21 protein-coding genes are annotated in these 24393 nt (G+C 47.7%); 4 read left to right on the forward strand and 17 right to left on the reverse strand.

The features are described 5' to 3' along the window. Positions 1 to 359: 359 nt before the first annotated feature. The gene (locus ACK5NH_RS02980; RefSeq protein WP_416917732.1) at positions 360 to 2540 is read left to right on the forward strand and encodes a diguanylate cyclase; all 2181 of its coding nucleotides are present in this window, start codon (positions 360 to 362) and stop codon (positions 2538 to 2540) included. Here ACK5NH_RS02980 and ACK5NH_RS02985 read toward each other — a convergent pair. After that, on the reverse strand, positions 2537 to 4003 hold the full coding sequence (locus ACK5NH_RS02985) for an alpha/beta hydrolase (RefSeq protein WP_416917733.1): 1467 nt from the start codon (positions 4001 to 4003) through the stop codon (positions 2537 to 2539). The two genes, ACK5NH_RS02980 and ACK5NH_RS02985, sit on opposite strands and share 4 nt — an antisense overlap. A gap of 164 nt (positions 4004 to 4167) precedes the next feature. On the opposite strand from ACK5NH_RS02985, the gene ACK5NH_RS02990 reads away from it, so the two are divergent. After that, the gene (locus ACK5NH_RS02990) at positions 4168 to 4686 is read left to right on the forward strand and encodes a DUF6942 family protein (protein ID WP_416917734.1); all 519 of its coding nucleotides are present in this window, start codon (positions 4168 to 4170) and stop codon (positions 4684 to 4686) included. Between the two features lie 126 nt (positions 4687 to 4812). Here ACK5NH_RS02990 and nadE read toward each other — a convergent pair whose 3' ends face one another. From nadE to ACK5NH_RS03065, 15 genes are all read right to left on the reverse strand, one after another. Continuing rightward, the gene (nadE, locus tag ACK5NH_RS02995; protein ID WP_416917735.1) at positions 4813 to 5643 is read right to left on the reverse strand and encodes an ammonia-dependent NAD(+) synthetase; all 831 of its coding nucleotides are present in this window, start codon (positions 5641 to 5643) and stop codon (positions 4813 to 4815) included. Between the two features lie 210 nt (positions 5644 to 5853). After that, complete coding sequence (locus tag ACK5NH_RS03000; protein ID WP_416917736.1) at positions 5854 to 7158, reverse strand: inosine/guanosine kinase; 1305 nt, start codon at positions 7156 to 7158, stop codon at positions 5854 to 5856. Positions 7159 to 7348: 190 nt separating this feature from the next. Then, on the reverse strand, positions 7349 to 8395 hold the full coding sequence (gene hemH, locus ACK5NH_RS03005) for a ferrochelatase (protein ID WP_416917737.1): 1047 nt from the start codon (positions 8393 to 8395) through the stop codon (positions 7349 to 7351). An 80-nt stretch (positions 8396 to 8475) separates the two neighbouring features. Beyond that, complete coding sequence (adk, locus tag ACK5NH_RS03010; protein WP_416917897.1) at positions 8476 to 9120, reverse strand: adenylate kinase; 645 nt, start codon at positions 9118 to 9120, stop codon at positions 8476 to 8478. Positions 9121 to 9261: 141 nt separating this feature from the next. Continuing rightward, positions 9262 to 10125, reverse strand: a complete 864-nt coding sequence (locus tag ACK5NH_RS03015; protein WP_416917738.1) for a co-chaperone YbbN — start codon at positions 10123 to 10125, stop codon at positions 9262 to 9264. A 118-nt stretch (positions 10126 to 10243) separates the two neighbouring features. Then, positions 10244 to 12157, reverse strand: coding sequence for a molecular chaperone HtpG (gene htpG, locus ACK5NH_RS03020; protein WP_416917739.1), 1914 nt, complete (start codon positions 12155 to 12157; stop codon positions 10244 to 10246). Between the two features lie 360 nt (positions 12158 to 12517). Continuing rightward, positions 12518 to 13117: a recombination mediator RecR gene (recR, locus tag ACK5NH_RS03025; RefSeq protein WP_416917740.1), complete on the reverse strand. Its 600-nt coding sequence runs from the start codon at positions 13115 to 13117 to the stop codon at positions 12518 to 12520. Positions 13118 to 13129: 12 nt separating this feature from the next. Beyond that, the gene (locus ACK5NH_RS03030) at positions 13130 to 13459 is read right to left on the reverse strand and encodes a YbaB/EbfC family nucleoid-associated protein (RefSeq protein ID WP_041409075.1); all 330 of its coding nucleotides are present in this window, start codon (positions 13457 to 13459) and stop codon (positions 13130 to 13132) included. Between the two features lie 171 nt (positions 13460 to 13630). Continuing rightward, entirely contained in the window at positions 13631 to 16795 is a 3165-nt protein-coding gene (dnaX, locus tag ACK5NH_RS03035) for a DNA polymerase III subunit gamma/tau (RefSeq protein ID WP_416917741.1), read from the reverse strand. A gap of 129 nt (positions 16796 to 16924) precedes the next feature. Then, positions 16925 to 17476 carry an adenine phosphoribosyltransferase gene (gene apt / locus ACK5NH_RS03040; RefSeq protein ID WP_416917742.1) on the reverse strand — a complete coding sequence of 184 codons (552 nt, stop codon included), beginning with the start codon at positions 17474 to 17476 and terminating at the stop codon, positions 16925 to 16927. Between the two features lie 181 nt (positions 17477 to 17657). After that, complete coding sequence (locus tag ACK5NH_RS03045) at positions 17658 to 18026, reverse strand: YbaN family protein (protein ID WP_416917743.1); 369 nt, start codon at positions 18024 to 18026, stop codon at positions 17658 to 17660. A 100-nt stretch (positions 18027 to 18126) separates the two neighbouring features. Then, the gene (locus tag ACK5NH_RS03050; protein ID WP_011623018.1) at positions 18127 to 18249 is read right to left on the reverse strand and encodes a hypothetical protein; all 123 of its coding nucleotides are present in this window, start codon (positions 18247 to 18249) and stop codon (positions 18127 to 18129) included. 156 nt (positions 18250 to 18405) lie between these two features. Next, positions 18406 to 19146, reverse strand: coding sequence for a DNA-binding domain-containing protein (locus ACK5NH_RS03055; RefSeq protein ID WP_416917744.1), 741 nt, complete (start codon positions 19144 to 19146; stop codon positions 18406 to 18408). Further along, a complete protein-coding gene (locus ACK5NH_RS03060) occupies positions 19146 to 19985 on the reverse strand; it encodes a DUF692 domain-containing protein (protein WP_416917745.1) in 840 nt (279 codons plus the stop codon). The genes ACK5NH_RS03055 and ACK5NH_RS03060 overlap by 1 nt, the downstream gene beginning before the upstream one ends. Before the next feature lie 145 nt (positions 19986 to 20130). Then, positions 20131 to 20562: a hypothetical protein gene (locus ACK5NH_RS03065; RefSeq protein ID WP_416917746.1), complete on the reverse strand. Its 432-nt coding sequence runs from the start codon at positions 20560 to 20562 to the stop codon at positions 20131 to 20133. A 259-nt stretch (positions 20563 to 20821) separates the two neighbouring features. On the opposite strand from ACK5NH_RS03065, the gene ACK5NH_RS03070 reads away from it, so the two are divergent. Continuing rightward, on the forward strand, positions 20822 to 21769 hold the full coding sequence (locus ACK5NH_RS03070; RefSeq protein WP_416917899.1) for a tRNA-dihydrouridine synthase: 948 nt from the start codon (positions 20822 to 20824) through the stop codon (positions 21767 to 21769). Between the two features lie 163 nt (positions 21770 to 21932). Continuing rightward, positions 21933 to 22292, forward strand: a complete 360-nt coding sequence (locus ACK5NH_RS03075) for a TraR/DksA C4-type zinc finger protein (protein WP_416917747.1) — start codon at positions 21933 to 21935, stop codon at positions 22290 to 22292. Positions 22293 to 22384: 92 nt separating this feature from the next. Here ACK5NH_RS03075 and ushA read toward each other — a convergent pair whose 3' ends face one another. After that, positions 22385 to 24106: a bifunctional UDP-sugar hydrolase/5'-nucleotidase UshA gene (gene ushA, locus ACK5NH_RS03080; protein WP_416917748.1), complete on the reverse strand. Its 1722-nt coding sequence runs from the start codon at positions 24104 to 24106 to the stop codon at positions 22385 to 22387. Positions 24107 to 24393: the final 287 nt, after the last annotated feature.

Below are 24393 nucleotides of genomic sequence, written 5' to 3' on the forward strand. Positions count from 1 at the left end.
AATATCGTGCTTAAATAATTTATCTTAGATAAGCTTAAGCACTTGTTACTTAAGATGCTATTGATTGGGGTTCATCCTAAGTGAGCCAGACTTTAGCAATTGCCTCGCCTCTGTGCAAGTGCTTAGTGAGATGAGTTTGATCAACTGCTTAGTTTCTGGTCTGTGTGGCGAATTTTTGCCAGAAACAGTATGGCTTCTGGCGCGTAAAACCATGGCAAATACCAGACTGTGAGCTAAGACCAAACTTAAGTGATCCATTCAATATCAAATTAAGAAACTTCTGCTAAGCTAGATATAATTTATAGTTTCAGTGCAATCGATTGCTTTTTAAGCATAATTTTTACTAAAGGGACTTATCTTTGCGTGTACCAGCTCTGAATATTGCCCATCTAAAGTTAGCTACCTTCCTCGGTTTATTCGGTTTGGTGCTCAATCTTTACCCTATTCCGCTCTTTGCCAACGTACAGCTTATTTTAGGCAACGCGGCAGTGGTGATTGTGGCCATCTTACTCGGGCCTTGGTATGCCCTGTTTACGGCCCTATTTACCGCAACAGGTTTGATGCTTGCTTGGTCCAGTGCCCACGTATATTTGGTGTTTTTGCTTGAGGCGCTGTGGTTGGGTTTTGCACGGCGAAGAGACTTTCCCATACTCTATGCCAGCATTTGCTATTGGCTGTTGCTGGGCTTGCCATTAATGGGGCTATACCTTTGGTTAATCACGGGTATGCCAACTTACCACATCCCCTTTACCACTATAAAACAAGCCTTTAATGGCATTTTTTACACCACCTTGGGCGAGCTTTGTGTCGTGGCACTTCCTAGTTTGTGGCACTTAAAAGATAAGCTGGTAAACCATACTCGCAGAACTATGAGTTCGCAGCTCAGTTACCTGTTTATTTTGATTACGACCATCAGCTTACTGGCCTCATCCCTCGTGTTTAATCATTATTTTATGGATAAACAACAGGTGTTAATTAATCAAAATCTGGATGACACAGGTATCTCCCTAAGCCACGCCACCGAAACCTATATCAGCACCAATACCCGTACCATTGCGAGTGTAGGTAAATTTATCAGCGTGTCTGGTTTGCCATTCGAACAATGGCAACTGGTCCTCGATAGTATCCAAGGGCTAACCCCCAGTTTTACTAATATGTTTATTGCCAATAAAGACGGCGAGATAGTGGCAGGGAGTCCGCTGGAAAAACTGCGTCAGGTTAATCAGTTACCACAAAAAGTGAATGTGCAAAACCGAGATTATTTTATTCAAGCCTTTATTCACCATAACACCTTTGTCTCACCCGTATTTATCGGCCACGGGGTCAATAAAGACATCATCATCGCCATCAGTGCTCCGATTTTTAAAGAAGGTTCGAATACCGCCATAGGCATAGTGCAAGGTAGCTTAGACCTAAGTTATTTCTCCAACATTGATAATCAAAATCAACACCACGAAACACAATCCATTATCTTATTGGATGAAAAAAAGAATATCGTTTATGCCTCCGAAAGACTCGGGTTACAACCCTTAGCCCCTTTCAACTACGTCACGGGTAGTACTGAATACCGTACCCGATTAAAACTGATGGATATCAATCAGCAGGAAGCTGATACCCCTGAATTTATTTACGCCCACCATCAACTAAAAAACGGCTGGCATTTGTATGTGTTGGAGCCCTTTGTTCCCCTACTGACCTTAGCGCAAAATCAATACACTAAAACGATAATTCTGCTGTTATTGAGTATGGTCGGCGCTATCATTATCGCTAAAGCAATCAGCCGTTTAACGACAACTCCCCTCGCCTTACTGGCGCAACATTTTAGCCAAAATAAAGATGGTAGTTTCAATGATGAAAAGTTTGAACACGAGCTATTGGATAGCAGTACGCCTCAAGAAATCTATAGCCTGTACGAGAGCTTAGAAGCCAATCAGCAAGCTCTGCTTAGCCATCAACTCGAGTTAGAAGATAAAGTTAAGCAACGCACAATGGATTTAGAAATTGCTAACCGCAAACTCAAGGACATGGCAGAGCGGGACTCATTAACTAACTTGTATAATCGCCGTTATACTGAGAAACAATTCCTGAAAATCCAAGATCTTTGTGAGCGTGGCCAGGATGCGATTGCCGTGGTACTGCTCGACCTAGACTTCTTCAAACAAGTGAATGACACCTACGGCCATCTTGCGGGCGATGAATGCCTAAGGGTAATGGCAGCGGTGTTATCGAGCCACTTTAAACGTGATGTTGATTTGCTATGCCGTTATGGCGGCGAAGAATTTGTCTTGATATTACCTATGTGTAATAGCTTAAAAGTTGAGCAACACCTTAATGCTTTCCGTGAAAAACTCGCCAGCGTGGTCATCACTAACCCAGCCGATCAAGTGACCTTTAGCGTCACAGTGAGCATAGGCGCCATCATTGCCGATGCCACCTATAGCTCAACGCTTGAAGTCTGGTTAAAACAGGCCGACGAAAACCTGTATAAAGCCAAAGAACAAGGGCGAAACTGCGTCGTTTGTACCCTAATCACCAGTTAATGGGGCATGTGCACGGCGCGATATTGATCAATCCGCGACAACATATAGGGGAAAAACGGATTCCATTTTTGGCGTAGCATTTCCGCGGCGGGCACACTATAAACGCCGCGCTCGCCTCGAGATGAAGCGGCGCCAATTTGGATCCGGTGTAATTTCTCATTGGTTTTAATGCCGTAAAGCCCATCATCCTCATTAAATGGCAAGGCCACATGGGACAAGGAATACACTCCCAGTGGCCAATGCAAGGATAAAAGCTCCACCTCAGGTACACTCTTATCTTGCCAAACAAGCCCAAATTCCCGCGCTTGAACCTGAGTGGTTTCGCTATCGATATTTTCAATCAGTGTTCCACGGTAATGAATATTATCAGTGGATGTCGGTAACAAGGTAGGTAGCGGATCATTTGTCATCAATTTACTGTTGATCACAGTGCGGTTCATATCAAATAGCACTAACTCATGACCTTTCTCAGGCAAGACTTGGTACAGCAGACTGACTACGGCGGCGCTCGAAACTGTCGCATCAGCCACAGATTGAAAAGTTAAAATATCTGGAATATGTTCCCGTTGCGAAGGTGTTAGTCCACTCAATAGACTTTGATTACGAAGCGCTAATTGGTAAACCACATCTCCGGCATTTACCGCAAAAGAAGTGTATTTAAAGGGATCGTATTCCATCTGAATACTGCTCCACTGCAACTTATCTAAGTCGAGCAAACGACCAATCCAACTCTGCCACCGAGCCGCCGCCGCAATGGGGGCAAGTCCGATGGCGGGCGACATAAAAATCATCCCCGCATAATCGGGGGCTTTTTCCTGATTGATTCGCTCAAGTTCATGGTTAAGCGCGACCGCAGCACCCGTTGAAAAGCCAATGACAAACAGAGGCTTACCTTTAAGCTCTTGTTTCATATGCGCCGTTGCCAGATTTACCGCTGCGGCTAAGTCCTGCCAGTATAGGCTAGTGAGACCACTCGGGATGGTGCCGTGTCCAGGGAGTCTTAATCCAAGCACATGAGCTTTATCCTTAAAATGCGCCGCCAGATTTGACATGGCATAAGGCGAATCCGACATACCATGTAGCAGCAATACGCCAAAGGGAGCATTGGCCTTGGGCCACTCGAAGCTGCGATTCCAGTTATTAGGCCAACGGGCGGGGTCCGACATACTGTCCTTAACATAACGATTTACGGGCGAAGCATCTGTCGCCGACACTTTTTGAAGGACCTTTTTGTCCACTTCGGCAAATAACTTATCTTCTAAGGCGATGTAATCACGAAAATTGTCAAGTTTGGTGTTGTAATGGAACTCGTTTTTAAGTTCCGTAGTATGCCAAAGGGACAGATCGGGTCTGGCATTAAGGAAGTGTATCCCCGTCAGTAGCAGGGCAACGGCAATCCCCAAACAGGCATAAAATGCAGCGAAAAATAAGTGCTTGGTTGAGCCTATGATAATAGCTTTCATTCTAGTCCCTTGGATCCCATAAAATGCGCAAGCTAATTATAAGGTTAGATAAAAATAAACCTCAACTGTCATGTTTAATATTTGATCTAAAGACAATTTAGTTTCGGCGGTATTCCTAAGTTAGGGTAAGATCCGCCCCACTTTGACTCCCATATTCGACTGTTATGCATATTGGCCCAGCCGCAGCGACCTATGCGTTTTATCTCCCCAATCCCCCACTCGTGCCTGAAGATTGGCATTGGGAGCAGGATAACGCGATAGCAGAACTCATCGCCTTAAATGGCAATCACTGGCGTAAGATATTCACAATTATGGCAAAAATTTGTGCTCACGGTGAGGATTGGCGCCATTATCGCAACAACTTATTACTCAAAAAACACCAAATGCTCTTGATTGGCGCCGATAGCCTCTCGCCCCACGCCAGTTTTCATCTTGTCTGCGGGCAAGCTGCCGCCACATCATTTGGGATTGCGGTCGATAGCAATATCGCCACTGACGCTCAGCAAACAGCGCTGCAATTACTGCATGCGTCTCAAGGTAAATTACAAGACGTCACGACAATAATGCAGGGACAGTATCCATACGCAAACCATGTGCTGCTGACGCCCTATTTAGACTATCGCCAATACTCGAATACCTTGATTGCACTGACGCGCTCACACCTCCAAACGGAGCAAGGCTAAAGGAATACGGCCTAGCAGGGTTCGAATAATCTCGATTCCACTCGGTTAGCTCATTAAGCTTTGCGCATAAAAAAGCACCCAATAAGGGTGCTTTATCGTTAAACTTCAGACGGTAACTGTTTTAAATTAATCGTAAATAGTCGGAATCGGCTGACGCTTATGCTGAGTTGCTTTGTAGATATTAATCAGCTTTTCTTCAACGGCTTTGTCAACGACTTTCCCCTCAAGGAAATCATCAATTTGCTCGTAGGTTAGTCCGAGCGCAACTTCATCTTCCAATAAAGGTTGATTATCTTCCAAATCCGCCGTTGGCGCTTTATAGACTAAGGACTCTGGCGCGCCTAAATAAGCGGCGACTTGGCGCACTTGGCGTTTATTGAGGCCGAATAAAGGCGCAAGATCGCAGGCGCCATCGCCCCATTTAGTATAAAAACCAGTAATGTTTTCGGCGCTATGGTCGGTACCCACTACAAGCCCGCCCACTAAACCGGCTAACTCATACTGGGCAATCATGCGCATCCGCGCTTTAACGTTACCTTTGATAAAATCGACTTTTGCCGCATCCGGTGAACGCAGTCCCGCCTCCACAAAGGCAGTTAAGGTGGCTTGATGCACGCCATCTACGCCTTGATGCACATTCACTGTGACTAATTTTGATGGCTGAATAAATTGGCAAGCTTGTTGGGCTTCGTGCTCATCTTTTTGAATTTGATAGGGTAAGCGCACCGCAATAAATTGATAGCCGCCATCAGGATGCTCGCTATTAAGGCTATCCACGGCTAATTGACATAAACGCCCTGCCGTCGACGAATCCACGCCACCGCTGATCCCTAAGACTAAGGCTTTGCTGCGGGCTTGTTGCAGTTTGGATTTAATAAACGCCACACGGCGCTGCACTTCGAACTCAGGATCGATCGTCTTGAGTACCTTCATTTCTGTTAAGATCTGCGCTTTCACCGAAAATTCCACCTTAAATATTCGCTGTTATTGGGAGCAGTGATTCGGCTAACGTTATCACTTATTCAGGTCTGTCTGTAGCAAAAATTAACCTCTATGCGGTTAATTGTTGATAAAACGTCAGCTTTCCGTTTTTTACGCCATTCCAAAAACAACAAGAGCAATAACGGTTTGCCGCTATTGCCCTTATTAACTCAACCCCGTGCAGGTTTATCTTTCCCAGTAGGATTCTTCTAAGCTGTCTTCACGCTCAGGTAAACCGCGGGAGAGACGCGGACTATGCTGCGCCAACACCTCATAAGCCACACGGTTAGCATACTTACAAATTTGCGAGAATGACGAATAACACAGGCCATCGCGCTTATGCTTGCTCGAGCCTGGCACGTTGGTCTTATGGAAGGTATTGGCCGCCAAGTCGTGTAATAAGGCCGACAACGCACCATCACCCGCACCATTGGTATTGCCGATTTTCTCAGGGCCGCCCATATAAGGCGAAATATGAGCAAAGACTTTAATCGGGTTTTCGCAGTCGCGCTTCAGCTTAGGACGCGAGAACTCATAACGGTTAAATTCAGGGATTGCACCGGGCAGTAGTGTATGGCTGGTTTCGCGCTTTTCAGCATCATCGGTATAACCCGCAGTGTAAAGCCCAATAGGACCTGCGGTGGTTAACACCATATCACACCACTCGAGGGCTTTTTCGCTGGCAAGCAGCGGATCACGAAATCCGGTTAAGGCCTCACCTTCATCTTCGTTCATGGCCAAAATGGTCACATGCTCTTGGATAAAGTTTTGCCACCAAACGGGATCTTCTTCGATTAAGAAGCGCGTGCCTAAGGTCAATACCACGGGAACTTCGGCTGCTTTGGCGTATTCAATCGCGCACATGGCTGCATCGGTGATCCTGTCACCGCCGCTAGCACGCATTAAATAGGCGGTTAATACTAAGGCAGAGCTGCCCTGCACCACGTCTTTATCAATATATTCTGGGGTTAACTTATCCATCGCCCCTTTACTGATCGCAAAGGTACGCTCCCCGCAATCCGAAATCAGGGTAAAACAACGGCCAATGGGACCATCGACGGGTTGTAGGAAGTTAAGATCAACCTTAGAGGAAGTGTTACAAAGATAGCGGTAAGCGTAACTGCCGACTTCGATATTTTGGCTCATCACTCCAAACAGCACAGAGCGATCATCGGCCAAAATAGAATAATTGTGCACTGTGTTACCAATAGTGCCGCCCGCAAACTCATCGCTGATCAAACCGCTTTGTTTCAGCTCGGTATAAAGGGCGTGCGCTTGGTCATCATTGATCAGGGTCGAATTGCCCTTAGGTAAACCGTAACGGCCGAGTAACTCATCTTCAACCTTGGCTTCGATATCCACTAAGGTCTGATCGATACCACTGATATAAGTCGCAAAAGGTTGAGGTTGTTGGGTTAATTGCTCAAGCAGTGGGTCACGGGTTTTGACCGGAAAATAATGTTTCGATTTGCGCTGACCGGGAAACTTCATAGTGGCTCTCTTTTCCTGGCATCCATGCTAATGGGCATTACAACGAGCGTTGGCTCATCGTGTCCTAAAAATAATGAGTCTAGGCTAGAGAGATAAAAAATCCACTCCCGAGCCGCAAAGGGCGCAGATTCTACCATAAAATCAGCATGAAACTAGGCCGTCTTTCGGTTTCAACGGGAGAATTTTACCGTCATTCTGCGCGTATCCAAGGTTGAGCTTGTTCTTGCACTAATTGCCTGAGCAGCTCTATATGTAGCTCATCATCATTTAAACAGGGAATAAAGTGATAGGCCTCACCGCCCGCATGCAGGAAAGTCTCTTTACCGCCAATAGAGATTTCTTCTAGGGTTTCAAGGCAATCGGTAGCAAAGGCCGGGCAAATCACATCGACACTCTTCACTCCTTGGCGGGGCAAATCGGCCAGCAGCTCATCAGCATAGGGCGTTAACCACTCTTCTTTGCCGAAACGGGATTGGAAACACACCTGCCATTGGCCATCGGTTAATCCTAAAGCCTGTGCCAGTAACTTGGCCGTAGTGCGACACTGCTCTGGGTATGGATCGCCTTCAGTGGCATAACGCAGCGGAATACCGTGGAAGGATAAAATCAGCTTGTCGGCCTGACCATGGGTTTTCCAATGGCGTTTCACCGAATGGGCGAGCGCGGCGATATAAGCTTCATGATCGAAATACTGTTTGTTAAAACGCAGCTCTGGAAAATCACGTACTTTAGCAAAATACTGTGCCACCGCATCGAACACACTGGCGACGGTTGAGCAGGAATATTGCGGATACAGCGGCAACACCACGATGCGCTCTGCACCTTGGGCTTTGAGTTTGGCAAAGCCGCTATCAATCGAAGGATTGCCATAGCTCATGCCAAGTTCTACGGGAATGGTTTGATTAAAGGTGGCGCTTAGATCCGTCGCTAACTTTTGCGCCTGCTGCTCACTTATCACCATTAACGGCGAGCCTTGCTCCGTCCATACACTCTGATAAAGCTTAGCCACTTTTGCTGGTCGTGTGTTAAGGATAATCCCCTGCAAAATGGGCTGCCACAGCCAGGGGGACAAATCGACGACCCGAGGATCACTTAAAAACTGTTTGAGGAATCGCTTAACCGCTTTGGGAGTGGGTTCATCGGGCGTGCCAAGATTGACCAATAACACGCCAAACGCAGGAGAGGGAGAAGTCAATGTGCTACCTTTTATCAGCCAAATACCACGGCAGGCTAACATTCAGTTGCCAATAAAAAAAGCCTGCAATAGCAGGCTTTTTCCTAATATGAGAACTTGTTCTCGAATTTAGCGAATGACGCTTATTTCAGCACGCGGGCTAACTGTTCACTCACAGCCGCAACCGACTGAGTACCATCAAACTTGTGGTACTGAGTGTTACCCGCCGCAGCCACTTTGCCATAGTATTCAACCAATGGCTTAGTTTGCTCGTGGTAAATGCCAAGACGCTTACGCACAGTGGCTTCTTCGTCATCTGGACGAATCGCTAAGTCTTCGCCCGTCACATCATCCTTACCTTCCACTTTAGGTGGATTGAAAACCACGTGGTAAACACGGCCAGAACCAGGGTGAACGCGACGACCGCTCATGCGCTTAACGATTTCTTCGTCTGGCACATCGATTTCGATCACGTGATCAATGCTGATACCGTTTGCCGCCATCGCATCCGCTTGTGGGATAGTGCGTGGGAAACCGTCTAACAGGAAACCTTTAACACAGTCGTCCTGTGCGATACGCTCTTTAACCAGTCCAATGATCAGATCATCAGAAACCAGTTGGCCTGCATCCATCACTTTCTTCGCTTCTAAACCCAGCGGAGTACCGGCTTTAACGGCAGCACGTAACATGTCGCCAGTAGAAATTTGTGGGATACCATACTGTTCCATAATGAACTGGGCCTGGGTACCTTTACCGGCACCTGGGGCGCCCAATAGGATAATGCGCATCTCAAGAGTCCTCTTTTTCGCATTGATATTCTTCTTAGGGCGGCGATCTTCGCACATCTGGCCGCCATTGAGAAGGCTTTTAGCTTCGACTTTAGCCTCAGAAACCGCAAATAAATCGCAGTTTTGCGGCCAATTTAATCCTTAATAGAGCAAGGTATAGAGCTTACGGCGGTACTGATTCGCCAGACTATTGCCTTGCCCAAGCGCCGTTAAAATCTCCATAAAGACTTGTTTTACTTTGCCATTTTCAGCGGTTAAATCCTTAGATAACACACTGTATAAATGTGCAAGCGCTTCTTCGTCTCGGTGGGCCGAATGCAGGGCCTTACAAAGTTCGAGTAATAACACTAAATCCTGCGGATTATGCTCGAGCTTCTGCTGCAAATCACGAATTTCTGGCGTGTCCGCCGCATCCAAAGCAAGGGTTAATTTCGCCTTTAAGCTTTGGTAATAACCATCTTGGTCGGCAAGGCCAATCTGTTCGAGTAGCAGCTGCGCTTGAGCAAGTTCCCCCTGCATCAAGTACACATCGGCAAGCACTAAACTCACCTCGGCCGCCTGATTTGAGGCGCTGTAGGCGTCTTTAAGTAACACGGCCGCCGTGGATAAATCCTCCGCCGACACTTGGCTTAAGGCTAACAGGGCTTTGGCTTGCTCAAGCTGTAATTGCCATAAGGGTGGCAAGTGTTTCTCCAGCATAGCGCTCACCTGCGCCGCCTCTTGCATGCCCGCAAAGCCATCTATTGGCTGGCCCTTATCGAGCACTAAGGTAGTCGGCAGTGCTTGAATGCGGAAATAGTTAGCGATTTCCAGCTCGGTTTCGCAGTTCACTTTCGCCAGCACAAAACGACCAGCATGCTGCGCGGCAAGTTGCTCGAGTGTTTGCACCATGGCAACACTCTGCGGCTGTGGCTGGGCCCAAAACACCATCACCACCAGTTGCTGCATCGAAGCATCAACCACTTGCTGAATATTGTCTTTCGTTAGATCGAGGATATTGTCCATGGTATTTCCTTACTCCCAAAACGGCACCTCAATGGGGAAATGCACTATGATAATGATATTCGGGGTGCCTAAAAGTAAATCGGGGCACTTGCGTCTCGACTCAAGTGCCCCGAATGTCTTACTTCAGATTCACCAACAGCATTTGGTTCATCAGCTTAATAAAGGCCGATGGATCCGCAAGGCTGCCCTTCTCTGACAATTGCGCCTGTTGCAATAACAGATTTGACCAATCGGCGAAGGCGGCTTCATCTTGAAGATCGTTTAAGCGCGACACTAATGGGTGCGCTGGGTTGATCTCAAACGTCGGCTTAACCTCTGGCACTGGCTGACCCGCTGCTTGCATCAGCTTGATCATCTGGCTCGACATCTCACCTTCACCTGTCACTACACAGGCTGGGGTATCGGTTAAGCGTGAGGTGACTTTCACGTCGGCCACACTAGCGCCTAATGCCGCTTTAATGCGCTCAAGGAGTGGTGCCGATTCTTCGGCAAGCTTCTCCTGCGCTTCCTTCTCGGCCGCATCTTCCAGCTCACCTAATTCCAGCTCGCCACGGGTTACTGAATGCAGTTGCTTCTCTTTGTATTCGGTTAAGTGATTGATTAACCACTCATCGATACGTTCTGACATTAGCAACACTTCGATGCCTTTCTTACGCAGCAGCTCTAAGTGTGGGCTGTTGGCCGCGGCTTCGTGGCTGTCGGCAACGATATAGTAAATCTTAGTCTGGCCTTCCTTCATGCGGCTTAAGTAGTCATCGAGTGACACTGTTGGTGCCGCGCTGCCGGTATGGGTAGACGCAAAACGTAATAGCCCAGCGATACGCTCACGGTTCGCAAAGTCTTCCGCAGGGCCTTCCTTCAACACTTGACCAAATTCGGCCCAGAATTGTTGGTATTTTTCCGCATCGTCTTTTGCCAGTTTTTCCAACATACTCAGCACGCGCTTAGTGATACCGGTGCGCATCGCCTTGGTGATGTGGTTGTCCTGTAAAATCTCGCGAGACACGTTTAGCGGCAGATCGTTTGAATCAATCAAGCCCTGCACAAAACGCAGGTAAGATGGCATAAATTGCTCGGCGTCATCCATAATAAACACGCGCTGAACAAAGAGTTTCAGGCCGTGCTTACGGTCGCGATTCCATAGATCCCAAGGCGCTTTTGACGGGATATACAACAGGTTAGTGTACTCCTGTTTACCCTCAACGCGGTTATGGCTCCACAGCAATGCATCTGTATAGTCGTGGGAAATGTGCTTATAAAATTCTTGGTACTCTTCGTCACTGATCTCAGACTTGTTGCGCATCCACAGCGCAGTCGCCTTGTTCATGACCTTCCAGTAACCCTCAGTCGCTGGGATTTTTCCACCGTCTGGGCCATCACGCTCTGGGGTACCTTCCTGCCACATTTCAACGGGCACTGAAATATGATCCGAGTATTTAGTGATTATCGAGCGCAGGCGCCACTCATCGGCAAACTCTTTCTCTTCATCACGCAGGTGCAGAGTAATTTCAGTACCACGGCTCGCCTTAGTGATGGTTTCAACAGTGAAGCTGCCCTCACCTTCTGATTCCCACAATACGGCTTCACCAGCCTTATGGCCTGCCGCACGGGTACGTACCGTGACTTTTTTCGCCACGATAAAGGCCGAATAGAAGCCCACACCGAACTGACCAATTAACTGCGAATCCTTTGAGGCTTCGCCAGAGAGGTTTTTAAAGAATTCGGCGGTGCCCGATTTTGCAATTGTACCTAAATGCTCAATCACGCCATCACGGGTCATGCCCACGCCGTTGTCTTCGATGGTCACAGTGCCTTTGTCTTTGTCTGCGCTGATGCGAACACTTAGCTCACCGTCACCTTCGTATAGCGCGTCGTTGGTCAACGCAAGGTAACGCAGCTTATCGGCCGCATCCGCAGCGTTGGAGACCAGTTCACGCAAGAAAATTTCTTTGTTGGAATACAAAGAATGGATCATCAAATGCAACAGCTGTTTGACTTCAGTTTGAAAACCATGAGTTTCTTGTTGTGACATGAAATTTTCCTTATTTGTTACGCAATTTGGTTAAAGCAAACGCTTAGTGATTAATAAAATGGGGCTGTAAATCCACTTTTCAAGGGGGGAGATAAAATCACAGATCAAATGGCGAAAAATAAGGCAATCAGAGGCGAAAACACGGCCTATGGCCCAGATATTTGTGGAGTCCGTCGTAAATGAGGAAGGCTAACGCGGCAAACAAGAGCACTAAATGCAAACGCGTGATATTGCAAACTCCGCATTTGCCCTTTGCTCAAGACCATATGCTCAATATTCGTTATTCAAATAATCCTGCGCCCATAAAATAAAAACCCGCAAGCACTGGGCCGGCGGGTTTTATCTTTAGGCAATCACGCACTACAGCGGGATACGTCCATTGAAGGACAGCGCTAAGGTGGTGCTGTCGACATATTCCAGCTCGCCACCCACGGGGACACCGTGGGCGATGCGGCTGATCACCACCTTATGGCGCCTTGCCATATCGGCAATAAAGTGGGCGGTGGCCTCACCTTCTACCGTGGGATTGGTCGCTAAAATCAGCTCGGAGACATCGCCTGAGGCTAAGTGACGCTCTAATAACGCTAAGCCTAACTCTTCAGGCCCCACCCCATCGAGTGGTGATAAATGGCCCAGCAATACAAAGTAGCGACCAGTAAAATGTCCACCTGCTTCTATGGCTAATACATCAGCTGGCGTTTCGACCACACAAATTGTCGAAGACGAGCCGCGCTTATGGCTAGCACAAATCGGACAGAGGCTTTCTTCAGTGTAGGTTCGGCAAGACTGACAATGACCGATATCACTCATGGCACTCGACAGGGCTGAGGCTAATTTAAGCCCCGCTTTCCTGTCACGCTCAAGTAATTGAAACGCCATACGTTGAGCCGATTTCGGCCCAACCCCAGGTAAACAACGTAGGGACTGAATTAACTCGTCAAGCAGTGGACTAAATTTCATTGCCTATCTCAATTAAAATGGCATTTTCATGCCTGGTGGTAATTGCATACCGCCAGTCACTTCGGCCATTTTGGCTTTTTGGTTCTCTTCGATGCGACGTGCAGCATCGTTACAGGCTGCTGCAATCAAATCTTCCAGCATTTCTTTGTCGTCTTCCATCAAGCTTGGATCGATTTCGACTTTACGTACTGTGTGTGCGCCTGTCATGGTCACTTTAACCAGACCTGCACCTGACTCACCGACCATTTCCATGCGGGCAATTTCTTCCTGCATTTTTGCCATTCTTTCTTGCATCATCTGGGCTTGTTTCATCAGATTGCCCATACCGCCTTTTCCAAACATAGTCATTTCTCTTCTATTAGGGTTAGTCGCAAGCTTTTAAGCTGGCTAATCTTACTGAAATAAATGGGATTGGCAATCAATGCAGTTATCCCATCGATAAACTTATGATCTTGATAGCGAGTTTTTAAGCAAACTCAGCCACTACCTGCTCGATATGCAGGAATACAAGTGTCACTCTGGTTCGGGTAATGCTGGGATCAGCCCACTGCGCTGATTTAACAATTCTGGCGGATAAACCAAAGTGTCCTGATCAAGCTCAGCCCCAAACCGGTTAATTAACCACTGCACATTATCGTCCATCATCAGCGATTGACGTGCCTGCTGCAGTAACTCTTGATGAAAACGTTTGCGCATCTCTAAGGGGGTTTCCCGCGCGGGATCAGTTCCTATGGCCACCTCAACCTGCCTCGGGTTCCCCAATGCGGCCGTCAGAGCTTGCTCTAACTGCTCAATCGCCACGGGCGCCGCCAAGTGTTTCTGGTCAGGTTTTAGCAACAATGGCAAAGGGTTAGCCTGCACCTGACAAATCGAGTTCACCGCTAACTGGCGTACACGGCCGCCAATTTCTAAGCTTGCCATTAACTTGTACCAATGCAAATCGAGCGGATGACCCGTTATCGATTGCGCCAGCGCTAATGCAGTGGATGGCGCAGGCTGTAGCGTTTCGGTTGGCTGCGGCTGTATTTGAGTCTGACTTTGGATCTGCGTCTGAGTCACTGGCTGCGCCGTTGCATGCTCAACTCGAGTCTCCTCGGTATGAGTTGCCTCAGTATTAGCTACCCCGGAATTAGTTGGCACAGCAGGAACGAATGCAGAATGTGCAGTTTCAGTTGCCAGTAAAGGCTCTTGAGGCGCGATAACTTGTTGCAGCACTTGGCTTGATTGCGGCGCGCTCACGGCTTCACTCGCATGATGAGAGGTTGTAACGAGTTCTGCATTAGTATCAAGCCGAGTATCTATTGGTGCCTCTTCCCATGGCGGACGATCGTTCGGATCGAACTGCGGATGTGGCGCAGGCGCAACATGGAGAGCCGGTTGTGAGGCGCTTATCACTCCTGCCTGTGCTTCAAAATGGCTTTCGACCTCAAAATCATCGTCAAAGGGCAACTCGAAATCATTCTCGGACTTGCCACTGACAACTTGCAACGCCAAAGGAGTAGTGGCATCTGGTGTCGACGCTGAGATTTTAGCTGCTGGCGCAGTATGTGTATTCTGGCTCGGGGTTTTAACCTTAACTTCCGCTGCTAGCTTTTTTCCATCACCTTCCTTGGTGCTGAGCGCATCGAGATCGGATAACAAGGAGTCTCGCGCCGCTAATACCGCCGATAAAATATCGTCGTCATCGATGGATACTGTGGTTGCGGCAGGATTTGCAGCGACGGCCTGCGATGTATGCTCTGGCGTAGCCTGGTCATGGACAGCTGGCACATGAACAACGGTTTCATCAATAGACTGAGCACTGTCGCTGATAAATGCATTATCTTCGATGCCAGAAAATGCCCCCTGCTCCTCGGACATAAATTGCGCATAATCATCTTGGTAGGCATCCAACGGTGCGGCGGCATAATCGTATTGCCCGTAAGTCTCAGGCAAATAAGCGTCTAGTGCTCGCTCATCAGCGCTCTCTTTAACACTCCCTTTAGCCTCTTCCTTCACATCATCCTGAGCATTCAATAAACCTGCTGCGGAGGGAGATGTAGAGCTGGCATTATCAGTCTCAATAACCGCTGAATCCTGACTAAGCTCGGCATCAGCGCTTGATGCGGGCGTAGAAGCAGAGCTTAATTCTGGATTGGATATTGTCTCGCCACTCGATACGAGATCTCCACTTGCGCCAAAGCCTTGGCTTTGGGCCTGGCTTAAGATCACTTGCTGCTCGGCAATCAATGCGGCATCGAGTACTGACTCTTCTTCAGCTACATCATCGCCATCGACTGATGCTGCCTCAACGGACAAAAGCTGCTGCGATGCATCGGCGACTAACGTTTGAGAAGTTTGGGAAGCTTGAGAAGCCTTAGAGATCTCGGGCTGATAAAGCGCTGGTTGGGCAACTCCTGGCGTAGGTGCCGACTGCACCGCTTCCGTTGCCGCTAGTTGTGAGTCAACGGCGGAACTTAACGGAGTTTTTTTTTCAGCCTCAGTCTGATTTGCCGCCTTATTCACTACCTGCTCTGTCGCAGGGGGTGTGGTGGTTGGCTGCGATACAGGCAAACTCACCTTTGCAGTGTCTTCAACTTGCCAACGCTTAACAGGCTTTTCGGGAACAAATGCCACCGCCCGCAGCAGCGCCATTTCAAGGCCCGACTTAGGATCCGGCGCATGGGGTAAGTCTTTGCGGCCCGTGAGTAAAATTTGGTAATACAGTTGCACTTGTTCAGGCGCTAACTGCTCGGCAAAGGCTTGAATTTGCGCGCTATATAGCGATTGCTGCGCCGCGGCTGGCGCAAATTGAGTCAGGGTAATTTGATGCAGTAACTCAAGCAAGCTGCGCAGCACTTCTTGGGCGTCCGCACCATAAGCGAGCACCTGGGCGCAGCTTTGCATCAAGACGCCAATATTGGCATCGGTTAAGGCTTTGAGTAAGCGCAGCACATGCTGTTCATCGATACTGCCCAGCATTGATTGCACTTGATTGAGCATCACAGTGCCACCACCGAAGGCAATCGCCTGATCGGTCAAACTTAAGGCATCACGCATACTGCCATTCGCCGCTTTGGCGAGCAGGGTTAAGGCTTCGTGCTCAAAGGGCAATTGCTCTTGGATTAAAATATGCTGTAGCTGAGTGCCAATTTCCTGCTGGGTTAAGCTCTTTAAGTTAAATTGCAAGCAGCGGGATAACACTGTCACCGGCAGCTTTTGCGGATCAGTGGTCGCCAGCAAAAACTTCACATGCTCGGGTGGTTCTTCGAGGGTTTTAAGCAGAGCATTAAAACTGCTACGGGAGAGCATGTGTACTTCGTCAATCAAGTAGACCTTAAAACGGCCGCGGGTCGGACGATATTGCACATTATCTAAGAGTTCACGGGTGTCATCGACCTTAGTGCGCGAGGCGGCATCGACTTCGATTAAGTCAACAAAGCGTCCTTGGGCAATTTCGACACAGCTGCCACACACACCACAAGGGGAAGCCGTTACGCCCTTTTCGCAGTTGAGGCCTTTGGCGAAGAGGCGCGCCAAACTGGTCTTGCCCACACCGCGAGTACCCGTAAAAAGATAAGCATGGTGTAAACGTTGTTGCGTTAACGCATTCGTGAGCGCGTGCAACACGTGGCTTTGGCCGACCATCTGTTCGAATGTGGCAGGGCGCCATTTTCTGGCTAACACCTGATATGACATGGAACTCCCCAATGTGCATGACAAGAATGTTGGTACAAAAAAGGGGATCGCGCCCCGAGATAGTTGCAAGATAACATGTCAATTAACGACATGCCATTAAACTATCCCTAGGCGCCTTTGGCTGAAGAATTATTCGCCTTCAAACTCACAAAGTTTAACCAACTCAAGACCTAAGGCAGTTAAACGGGCTTCGCCACCTAAATCAGGTAATGAAATCACAAAGGCCGCATCTTGCACTTCACCACCCAGTTGGCGGATTAGTTTGACTGTGGCTTCGATAGTGCCACCGGTGGCCAGCAAATCGTCAACCACCAGCACTTTGTCATTCGCGCTAATCGCATCGGTATGGATTTCAAGGCTATCGTGGCCATATTCCAGCTCATAGCTTTGGCTAATGGTCGCGCGTGGCAACTTACCAGGCTTACGTACAGGCACAAAACCAATGCCTAATTCCAGTGCTAAAGGCGCACCAAATAAGAAACCACGGGCTTCTGTGCCCACAATCTTGGTAAAGCCTTTATTGCGATAATGCTCAACTAATAAATCGATAGCCGCCTTATAGGCCGCAGCATTTTCCAGCAGACTGGTCACATCGCGAAATAGAATCCCTTCCTTAGGATAATTAGGAATCGTTTTAATGCTTTGCTTTATCAAGGATAAGGTTTCTGTATTCATAGCCATTTAATTTAACTTAATCGTTTCGCCACGCGTAACTGCTGGCGGTAAAAACAAAACGTCCACAGCGAGTGTGGACGAGCTTTAATAATTCGCACAAAGCTTATGCCGCTTTGGTTTGAGTTGCAATAAGCAGCGTATTCAAGTGACGAATTGGTTATCAATTTGTGCCTTAGATCAAATGTGTTTAGGATTCGATTTCAGGAATGGTTTTAAGATACCAAAGTAATCCGCCCGCCATGGTGAGCAGCAGCAACTTTACCCATACGATGGGAACCACCAGAATGCTAATGCTAAAACTGAGCCCTGTGAGCCACATCGCCCGTCGCTTAAGCCCGGGGCGCATCGCCCTGTGCTCTTGCCACTGGGTGAGCGCATCGGCAAACCAAGGGTGTGCCATCAACCACTGGTGTAATCGCTCGCTTGAGCGGGCAAAACAAAAAGCTGCCAGCAGGATAAACGGCACTGTCGGTAGTAGAGGCAATACGATACCCAGCAGTCCAAGGCCCAACGCCAAGCAACCTATCAATAAAAACAAACCGCGTTTCAATATCATAGTTTGTAGATAACCATAGTATGAATATGCCTCAAACCTTAAAAACAAAAGCCACTCTAAGAGTGGCCAGTAGTATACTCAATTTGAGATTAAAACCTGCTTAAATTAAGCCTAATTGCTTTAACCAAGTCAGGCTTGCTGGAAGCGTCGGCAACAGTAAGACTAAAATAAAACCAATAAAATACATAAAGTTAAATGGGTCTTTAAACGGCTGACTGCTCATTACAGCTCCTCAAATGTGTACAAAGATAAGTGCGCAGGAATCGTACAGTGATTAAGATCACAAAACGGGCGCCATTGTAGCGGTTTGTCAAATCAACAAAAACCCTTTTTATGTAAGGTTATTGCATTTATTTTGCTGATTTAAGCAACATGCAGCTTAAATCCCGCGCACTATCCCTTTGACGGCGAGTTGCTCGAGTAATTGAATACAACCTTGGGTTAAGATCTCCGTTTGCATTTGTGGGTAAATCTGTTGCAGCCAGTTGAGTATGTCATCGAGGCGGCTCTGCCCTTGTTCAGCCAAATACCCCAGCACTTGCGCACTTAACGGTGTTAATTGTAAGAAGCCCACCTCGCCCGCCTCATCCTGATAGAGACAGAAAAACACCGGCTGCGGCAGTGGCTCTGTGGGGCGATAATCTTGGCGGATCTGCTGCACCGGATACTGGTACTGGGCCACACTCGCCGTTGTTGCTAAACATAGATGACGTTGCAGAATATCCTCTTTGGATAGCAATACTTGCTCACTCGTTTGCTGCGCGGTTGCCACTCGCAGCTCGAGCCATTCATAGTGCGCCAGTTCCAACATAAAGGGCGGATCACATTCTGCTGGCGAATATTCAAACTGCAGAAACTGTAAAAACTCTCCGGCAATATCAATAAAAATTGGTGACTTACAATCGTGTTGACTGAAAAAAGCCTGCACTAATGCTTGCCACTGTGCATCGCTATAAAGACTTTTGAGCACGGGAAAGGCATTGGAGACAAAGCCCATCACATTATTAAAAAACAGCTCTCGGTAAACCTGCATCCGCTCGAGGGGCACACCGCTCGGCACAGGGTTTTGGGGATCGCGAATATAATCGATAAAAGACTGCTGTACTTGCTTAAATTCCATCAGGCAATCCTCTTATCCAAACGATTTTTCGCCCGCGTTTGATAGGCATGGATTTGATTAATCTCATCCAATAACTGCACGGTTTCGGGCAAATTAAAGTCACGCTCGAGCAGCGTCGGTAAGACGCCATGCTGGGCATAGCACTTTTCCAACAATGCCCAAACCGGATCGTTGATGTCGCTGCCATGGGTGTCGATCAGCAAGGTTTCAGACTGTTGGTAATGCCCTGCGATATGCAAATAGGCGATGCGCTCCGTTGGCATGGCCTTTAAATAAGCCTCGGCATCATATTGATGATTTATCGAGTTCACATAGATATTATTCACATCTAACAGCAGCTTACAGTCGGCCTCTTCTAACACTGCGGTCAAAAACGCCTGCTCACTCATCTGTGCGCTCGGGGCGGCATAAAAGGAAATATTCTCGAGGATCAAAGGCCGCTCTAAAATATCCTCCACTTGTTTGACCCGCGTTGCCACATGCTTAACTGCGTCATCGGTAAAGGGGATGGGCATGAGATCGTATAAATGCCCACCACCCGAGCAATAACTTAAATGCTCCGAATAGACTTCGATTTGGTGCAGATCCATAAACGCCTTCACTTGGCGGACAAACTCCAAATCTAAGGGGGCAGGACTACCGATAGAGAGTGACAGACCATGGCAGAAAAAAGTATGTTGCTCAGTAAGCTGACTAAATTGCTTGCCGTATTTTCCACCGAGCGTCATCCAGTTTTCAGGGGCGACCTCTAAAAAATCGATAGCCGTTGGCAGCGCTTGGCAAAACTCACTGAGCATTTCACGCCGTAAGCCTAATCCAACCAATCCACTCTCTTGCATTGCTTTCACCTCTTACCTAGGGCGTGTTGACTTTTCGAGATTACATTTTGTTCGTTCTGGCAAGCTCGTGCCCAAATGCAGCTAAACAAAGGCCAGCAAAGGCTGGCCAAGTGTAGAATTGAAACTCGATGGTATCGACTCGCGCTTATTTCATTTCTTTTTTGACTGCGTCAGCCTTTACTTCGACTTTTTCAGCAGCTTTTTTCATATCGCCACCGCATTTACCTTCGCCACACTTACCTTCGTGGGCTTTATCGGCAACGGCTTTCTTCATGTCGCCGCCACATTTACCCTCACCGCATTTACCTTCGTGGGCTTTATCAGCAGCTGCTTTTTTCATGTCGCCACCACATTTGCCTTCGCCGCATTTACCTTCTTTGGCTTTTTCAGCAGCGGCTTTTTTCATATCGTCACCACATTTGCCTTCGCCACATTTACCTTCTGAACCGACGATTTGATAACCCGCTTCCATAGTTTCAAATCCGAATGGGTTGGTTTGCGCATTCACGGAAAACGCAGAACCGACCACCACTGTACCTAACGCAACTGCAACGGCTGTTTGCTTAACTGACTTCATATGTTTCTTCCTTTTCCTTAATTTATGGTGGCCAACACCTGTGTTGTAGCTGGCTTACTGCAAAAGACCTGCCCCATCTCGATTTCATTTCAGAAATTATCACCAAATCACAGAAATAATCAAAATATGCTGGTAGGAAACAGAATTTAACGACGAAAACAGCCAAAAACAGTCCTTGGCCTTCCCTCGCAATGCTTTGTAACCACTGTTCAATAGGATAGAATGCACGCCCTTTGAAACTGGATATGGGTTAGTGGCAGTGCGCGTAATTTTGGCTCCGATGGAAGGCGTGGTTGACGACTTAATGCGAGATATTTTGTCCTCAATTAACCCCTACGATTTGCTCGTCACCGAATTTGTGCGCGTGGTTGACCAACTCTTACCAGAAAAAGTGTTCCTCAAACTCTGCCCCGAACTGCTCAATGACGGCTTTACCCCCTCGGGCACGCCAGTTCGCGTACAGCTTTTAGGGCAAGAGCCTAACTGCATGGCCGAAAACGCGATGCGTGCAATAGAGCTTGGCTCACACGGCGTCGATGCTAACTTTGGTTGCCCCGCTAAGATGGTGAACCGCAGTAATGGCGGCGCGGTGTTGCTGCAATACCCTAATACGATTCACGATATTGTGCGCGCCATGCGCCAAGCCGTACCCGCCGCGCATCCGGTGACGGCAAAAATTCGTTTAGGTTACGAAGACAAATCCCTGTTTATGGAAAATGCGCTGGCCGTCTATGAAGCCGGCGCAACAGAACTGGCTATCCATGCCCGCAGTAAGGTCGATGGTTACAAACCACCTGCCTACTGGGAATACATCACCGAAGTGCGCGAACGCTTGCCCATTCCAGTGATTGCCAATGGTGAGATTTGGAACCGTGAAGATGCAGAGCGTTGTATGGCGGTCACGGGCTGCGACAGCATTATGATTGGCCGTGGCGCGATTTCGCTGCCCAATCTTGCCGACACCATTAAGACAGGCGCGACGCCCTATAGTTGGGCTGACACCTTAGGCTTGATGCTGAGCTACACCCAACGCGAACTGAGTGGCCGCAAGAGTGATTATTATCCTGCACGAATTAAGCAGTGGTTTAGTTACTTAAATCGCCAATATCCAGAGGCGGATACCCTTTTCAGGGAACTGCGGATCTACAAAACCACCGAAGAGATTGTGCGTGTGCTAGAAGAAGCGCAGCTGCGCCTTGGTCAATAAGCGCTAAACGCTCACAGGATAATCCCATAAAAAAGTGGTGAATTTTTAGGTAAACCACCACTTAATCCCTATAAATCGCACATATACTTGATCTTTATCATAGTCGCTGATAGTGGAACTATTAGACTGAATGTCCAGAGTCAGATAAAACAGGCGATTTTACGTGAGCACCACCCATATCAGACAAGAATTGTCAGAGCTTGAAGCTAATCTAAGGAAGGAAATCGGCGCGCTCCCTCAGTTTATAGAAATACTTGGGGCGGATCATGCCAACCTCACCCTAGGCGAACTTATCGACCGCTTGGCACAGAGCCATCTCGCAGAGCACCCACTATTTTGCCGTTTAAACCGCCTCGATGCAGCCTCCTGTCAACTCGACTTAGGTCTGTACGGCCTCTGCTCCGATTGCGAAACCGAAATCGAAGCCGAGCGCTTAAGCCAAGATCCCACTGAACAGCGCTGCAGCAACTGCGCCGAACATTATCAGCATGAACATCGCCACGAGCTTAGATTAAGTCATTAATTCTTTTAAGCTTTACCAACTAACTTAGCAAGCTCACCAATAAAAATGCCACTCAAATGAGTGGCATTTTTACGATAATTTATCGCATGCGATTACAGCTGACAGCCTTCAACACTGTTTGAGTTTTCGTAAACAATATCGCCTACTGGGTTGTAGTCAGATGCAACGATAGTTTGCTTCTCTTTCAGGAATGAATAGAGTAAGTCCGCATCCACATAACCAGTTTGGATTGGGCTAGCCAGTTTTGGATAACCGTCGCCACCTGCAGCGTTAAAGCTAGGTACAGTGAACTTATAGCTTGCCGTTGCGCTGAACTCTTTGCCATTGATTTCGCTGATATTAGCCGTCTTAGCCGCACAGTCGATGGTCATTTTCACGCCTGTGATTTGCGCATAACCACCTGAACCGATTTGAATACTGCCCACAGCGCCTAAATATGCCGCAACTTCAGTACCCGTCATTTCGTTCAGGGTCACCATGTTGCCGAAAGGTTGAACCGTCAGCACGTCACGGTAAGTAATATCGCCCGCTTGGATAGAAGCACGCACGCCACCCGAGTTCATTACACCAAAGTCAGCAGACACTTTACCGCTTTGCGCCATGGCTAACATGCGACCTAAATTGGTTTGCTTGTTACGTACGTTTGCACGCTCACCATCGAGCAGCGCATCCGTTGTCGCGATGACTTCGTCTAACTTAGCTTGGCCTTTTTCTTGATAGTAAGACAGCAGCTCTTTTAACTCAGCATCTGGCTCAATCTTAGTGCCAGCCAGCTCTGTGGTTTTCTTGCCTGCTTCGTCCAGCTTGCGCATGTTCACAGGGACCAGCTTATAGCTGGCTAAGTGCAGTTCGCCGTTGAAGTATTCGAAATCCGCACGGCCAACATACTTACCCCATTCGTGGGCTTGCATGATCCAAGTGCCGTTTTGTTGGTCTGGTGCACAATCATCACCAGGCTTGAAGCTCGCGTAAGCTTTGCCGTCGGTGCCCGGTTCCATACACACTGGGTTTTGTGAGTGACCACCGATAACAACTTGTAAGTCGCCTTTATTCAACGCACGCGCCATAGCCACGTCGCCAGGGGCGTTGCTACCGTTTTGACCATCGGCATAGTGGCCCATATGAGTCGTTGCGAAGATAATATCAGCCGCTTTGGCGTCTTTAATTTCTTTGATAACTTTCGCCACTTCCACTTTAGGATCGGTGAAAATTAAATCGCTGATAAATTCTGGGTTACCGATTTTTGCAGTGTCTTCGGTGGTTAAACCAATCACAGCTACTTTAAGACCGTTAATATCGAACACTTTATAAGGCTCGAAATAACGTTCACCTTGACCACCCTCAGCATTTTTACGGTAAATGTTCGCCGCCAGCATTGGGAATTCGGCTAAACGACGCTGCATATCTAATACAGATAATGGATTGTCAAATTCATGGTTACCGACCGCCATTGCGTCGTAACCAATTTTGTTCATACCTGTAAAGTCAGGAATCGCATCCTGTAAATCAGATTCTGGCACACCGGTGTTAATATCACCGCCAGACAATAATAATGTTTGGCCGCCATTCTTGCTGACTTCAGCACGAATGTGATCAATTAACGCTTTACGCGCTGCCATACCATATTCGCCATCACTGTTTTCCCAGAAACGGCCATGGTTATCATTGGTGTGTAATACGGTAAAAGTTTTACAAGCACTGCCCGCTTCGGCACAGGTTGTTGGTACTTTAGTATTGTCATCATCACTATTACAACCTGCTAGCGCAGCCAGCACTGCAGTCGCAATTAGTCCTTTAATAAGCTTATTTGTCATTACATCAACCCCTTGATTTTAATTATTTTATCATAGATAGATTGTCGCGAAGTCCATCCAATTCGCGTCACGCATAATACCAAAGAATAAAGACGAATTGTGTCATTTTTATTAATAAACGTGACTTTAATGTGGGATCTTTAATGAGTTTTAAGACAGATTTGTTTCAAATAAAAAATAAGCTAAACGACTTATTTTATATTTCACAATTTAATGGGAAAGGTATTTTAAAAGAAAAGATTTAACGCTTTAATTTAAGCAACTTAGATAGCACTGGCAATATAATG

Origin of the sequence: Shewanella sp. (genome assembly GCF_047975355.1) — a bacterium.
In the GTDB taxonomy this organism is placed as follows: domain Bacteria; phylum Pseudomonadota; class Gammaproteobacteria; order Enterobacterales; family Shewanellaceae; genus Shewanella.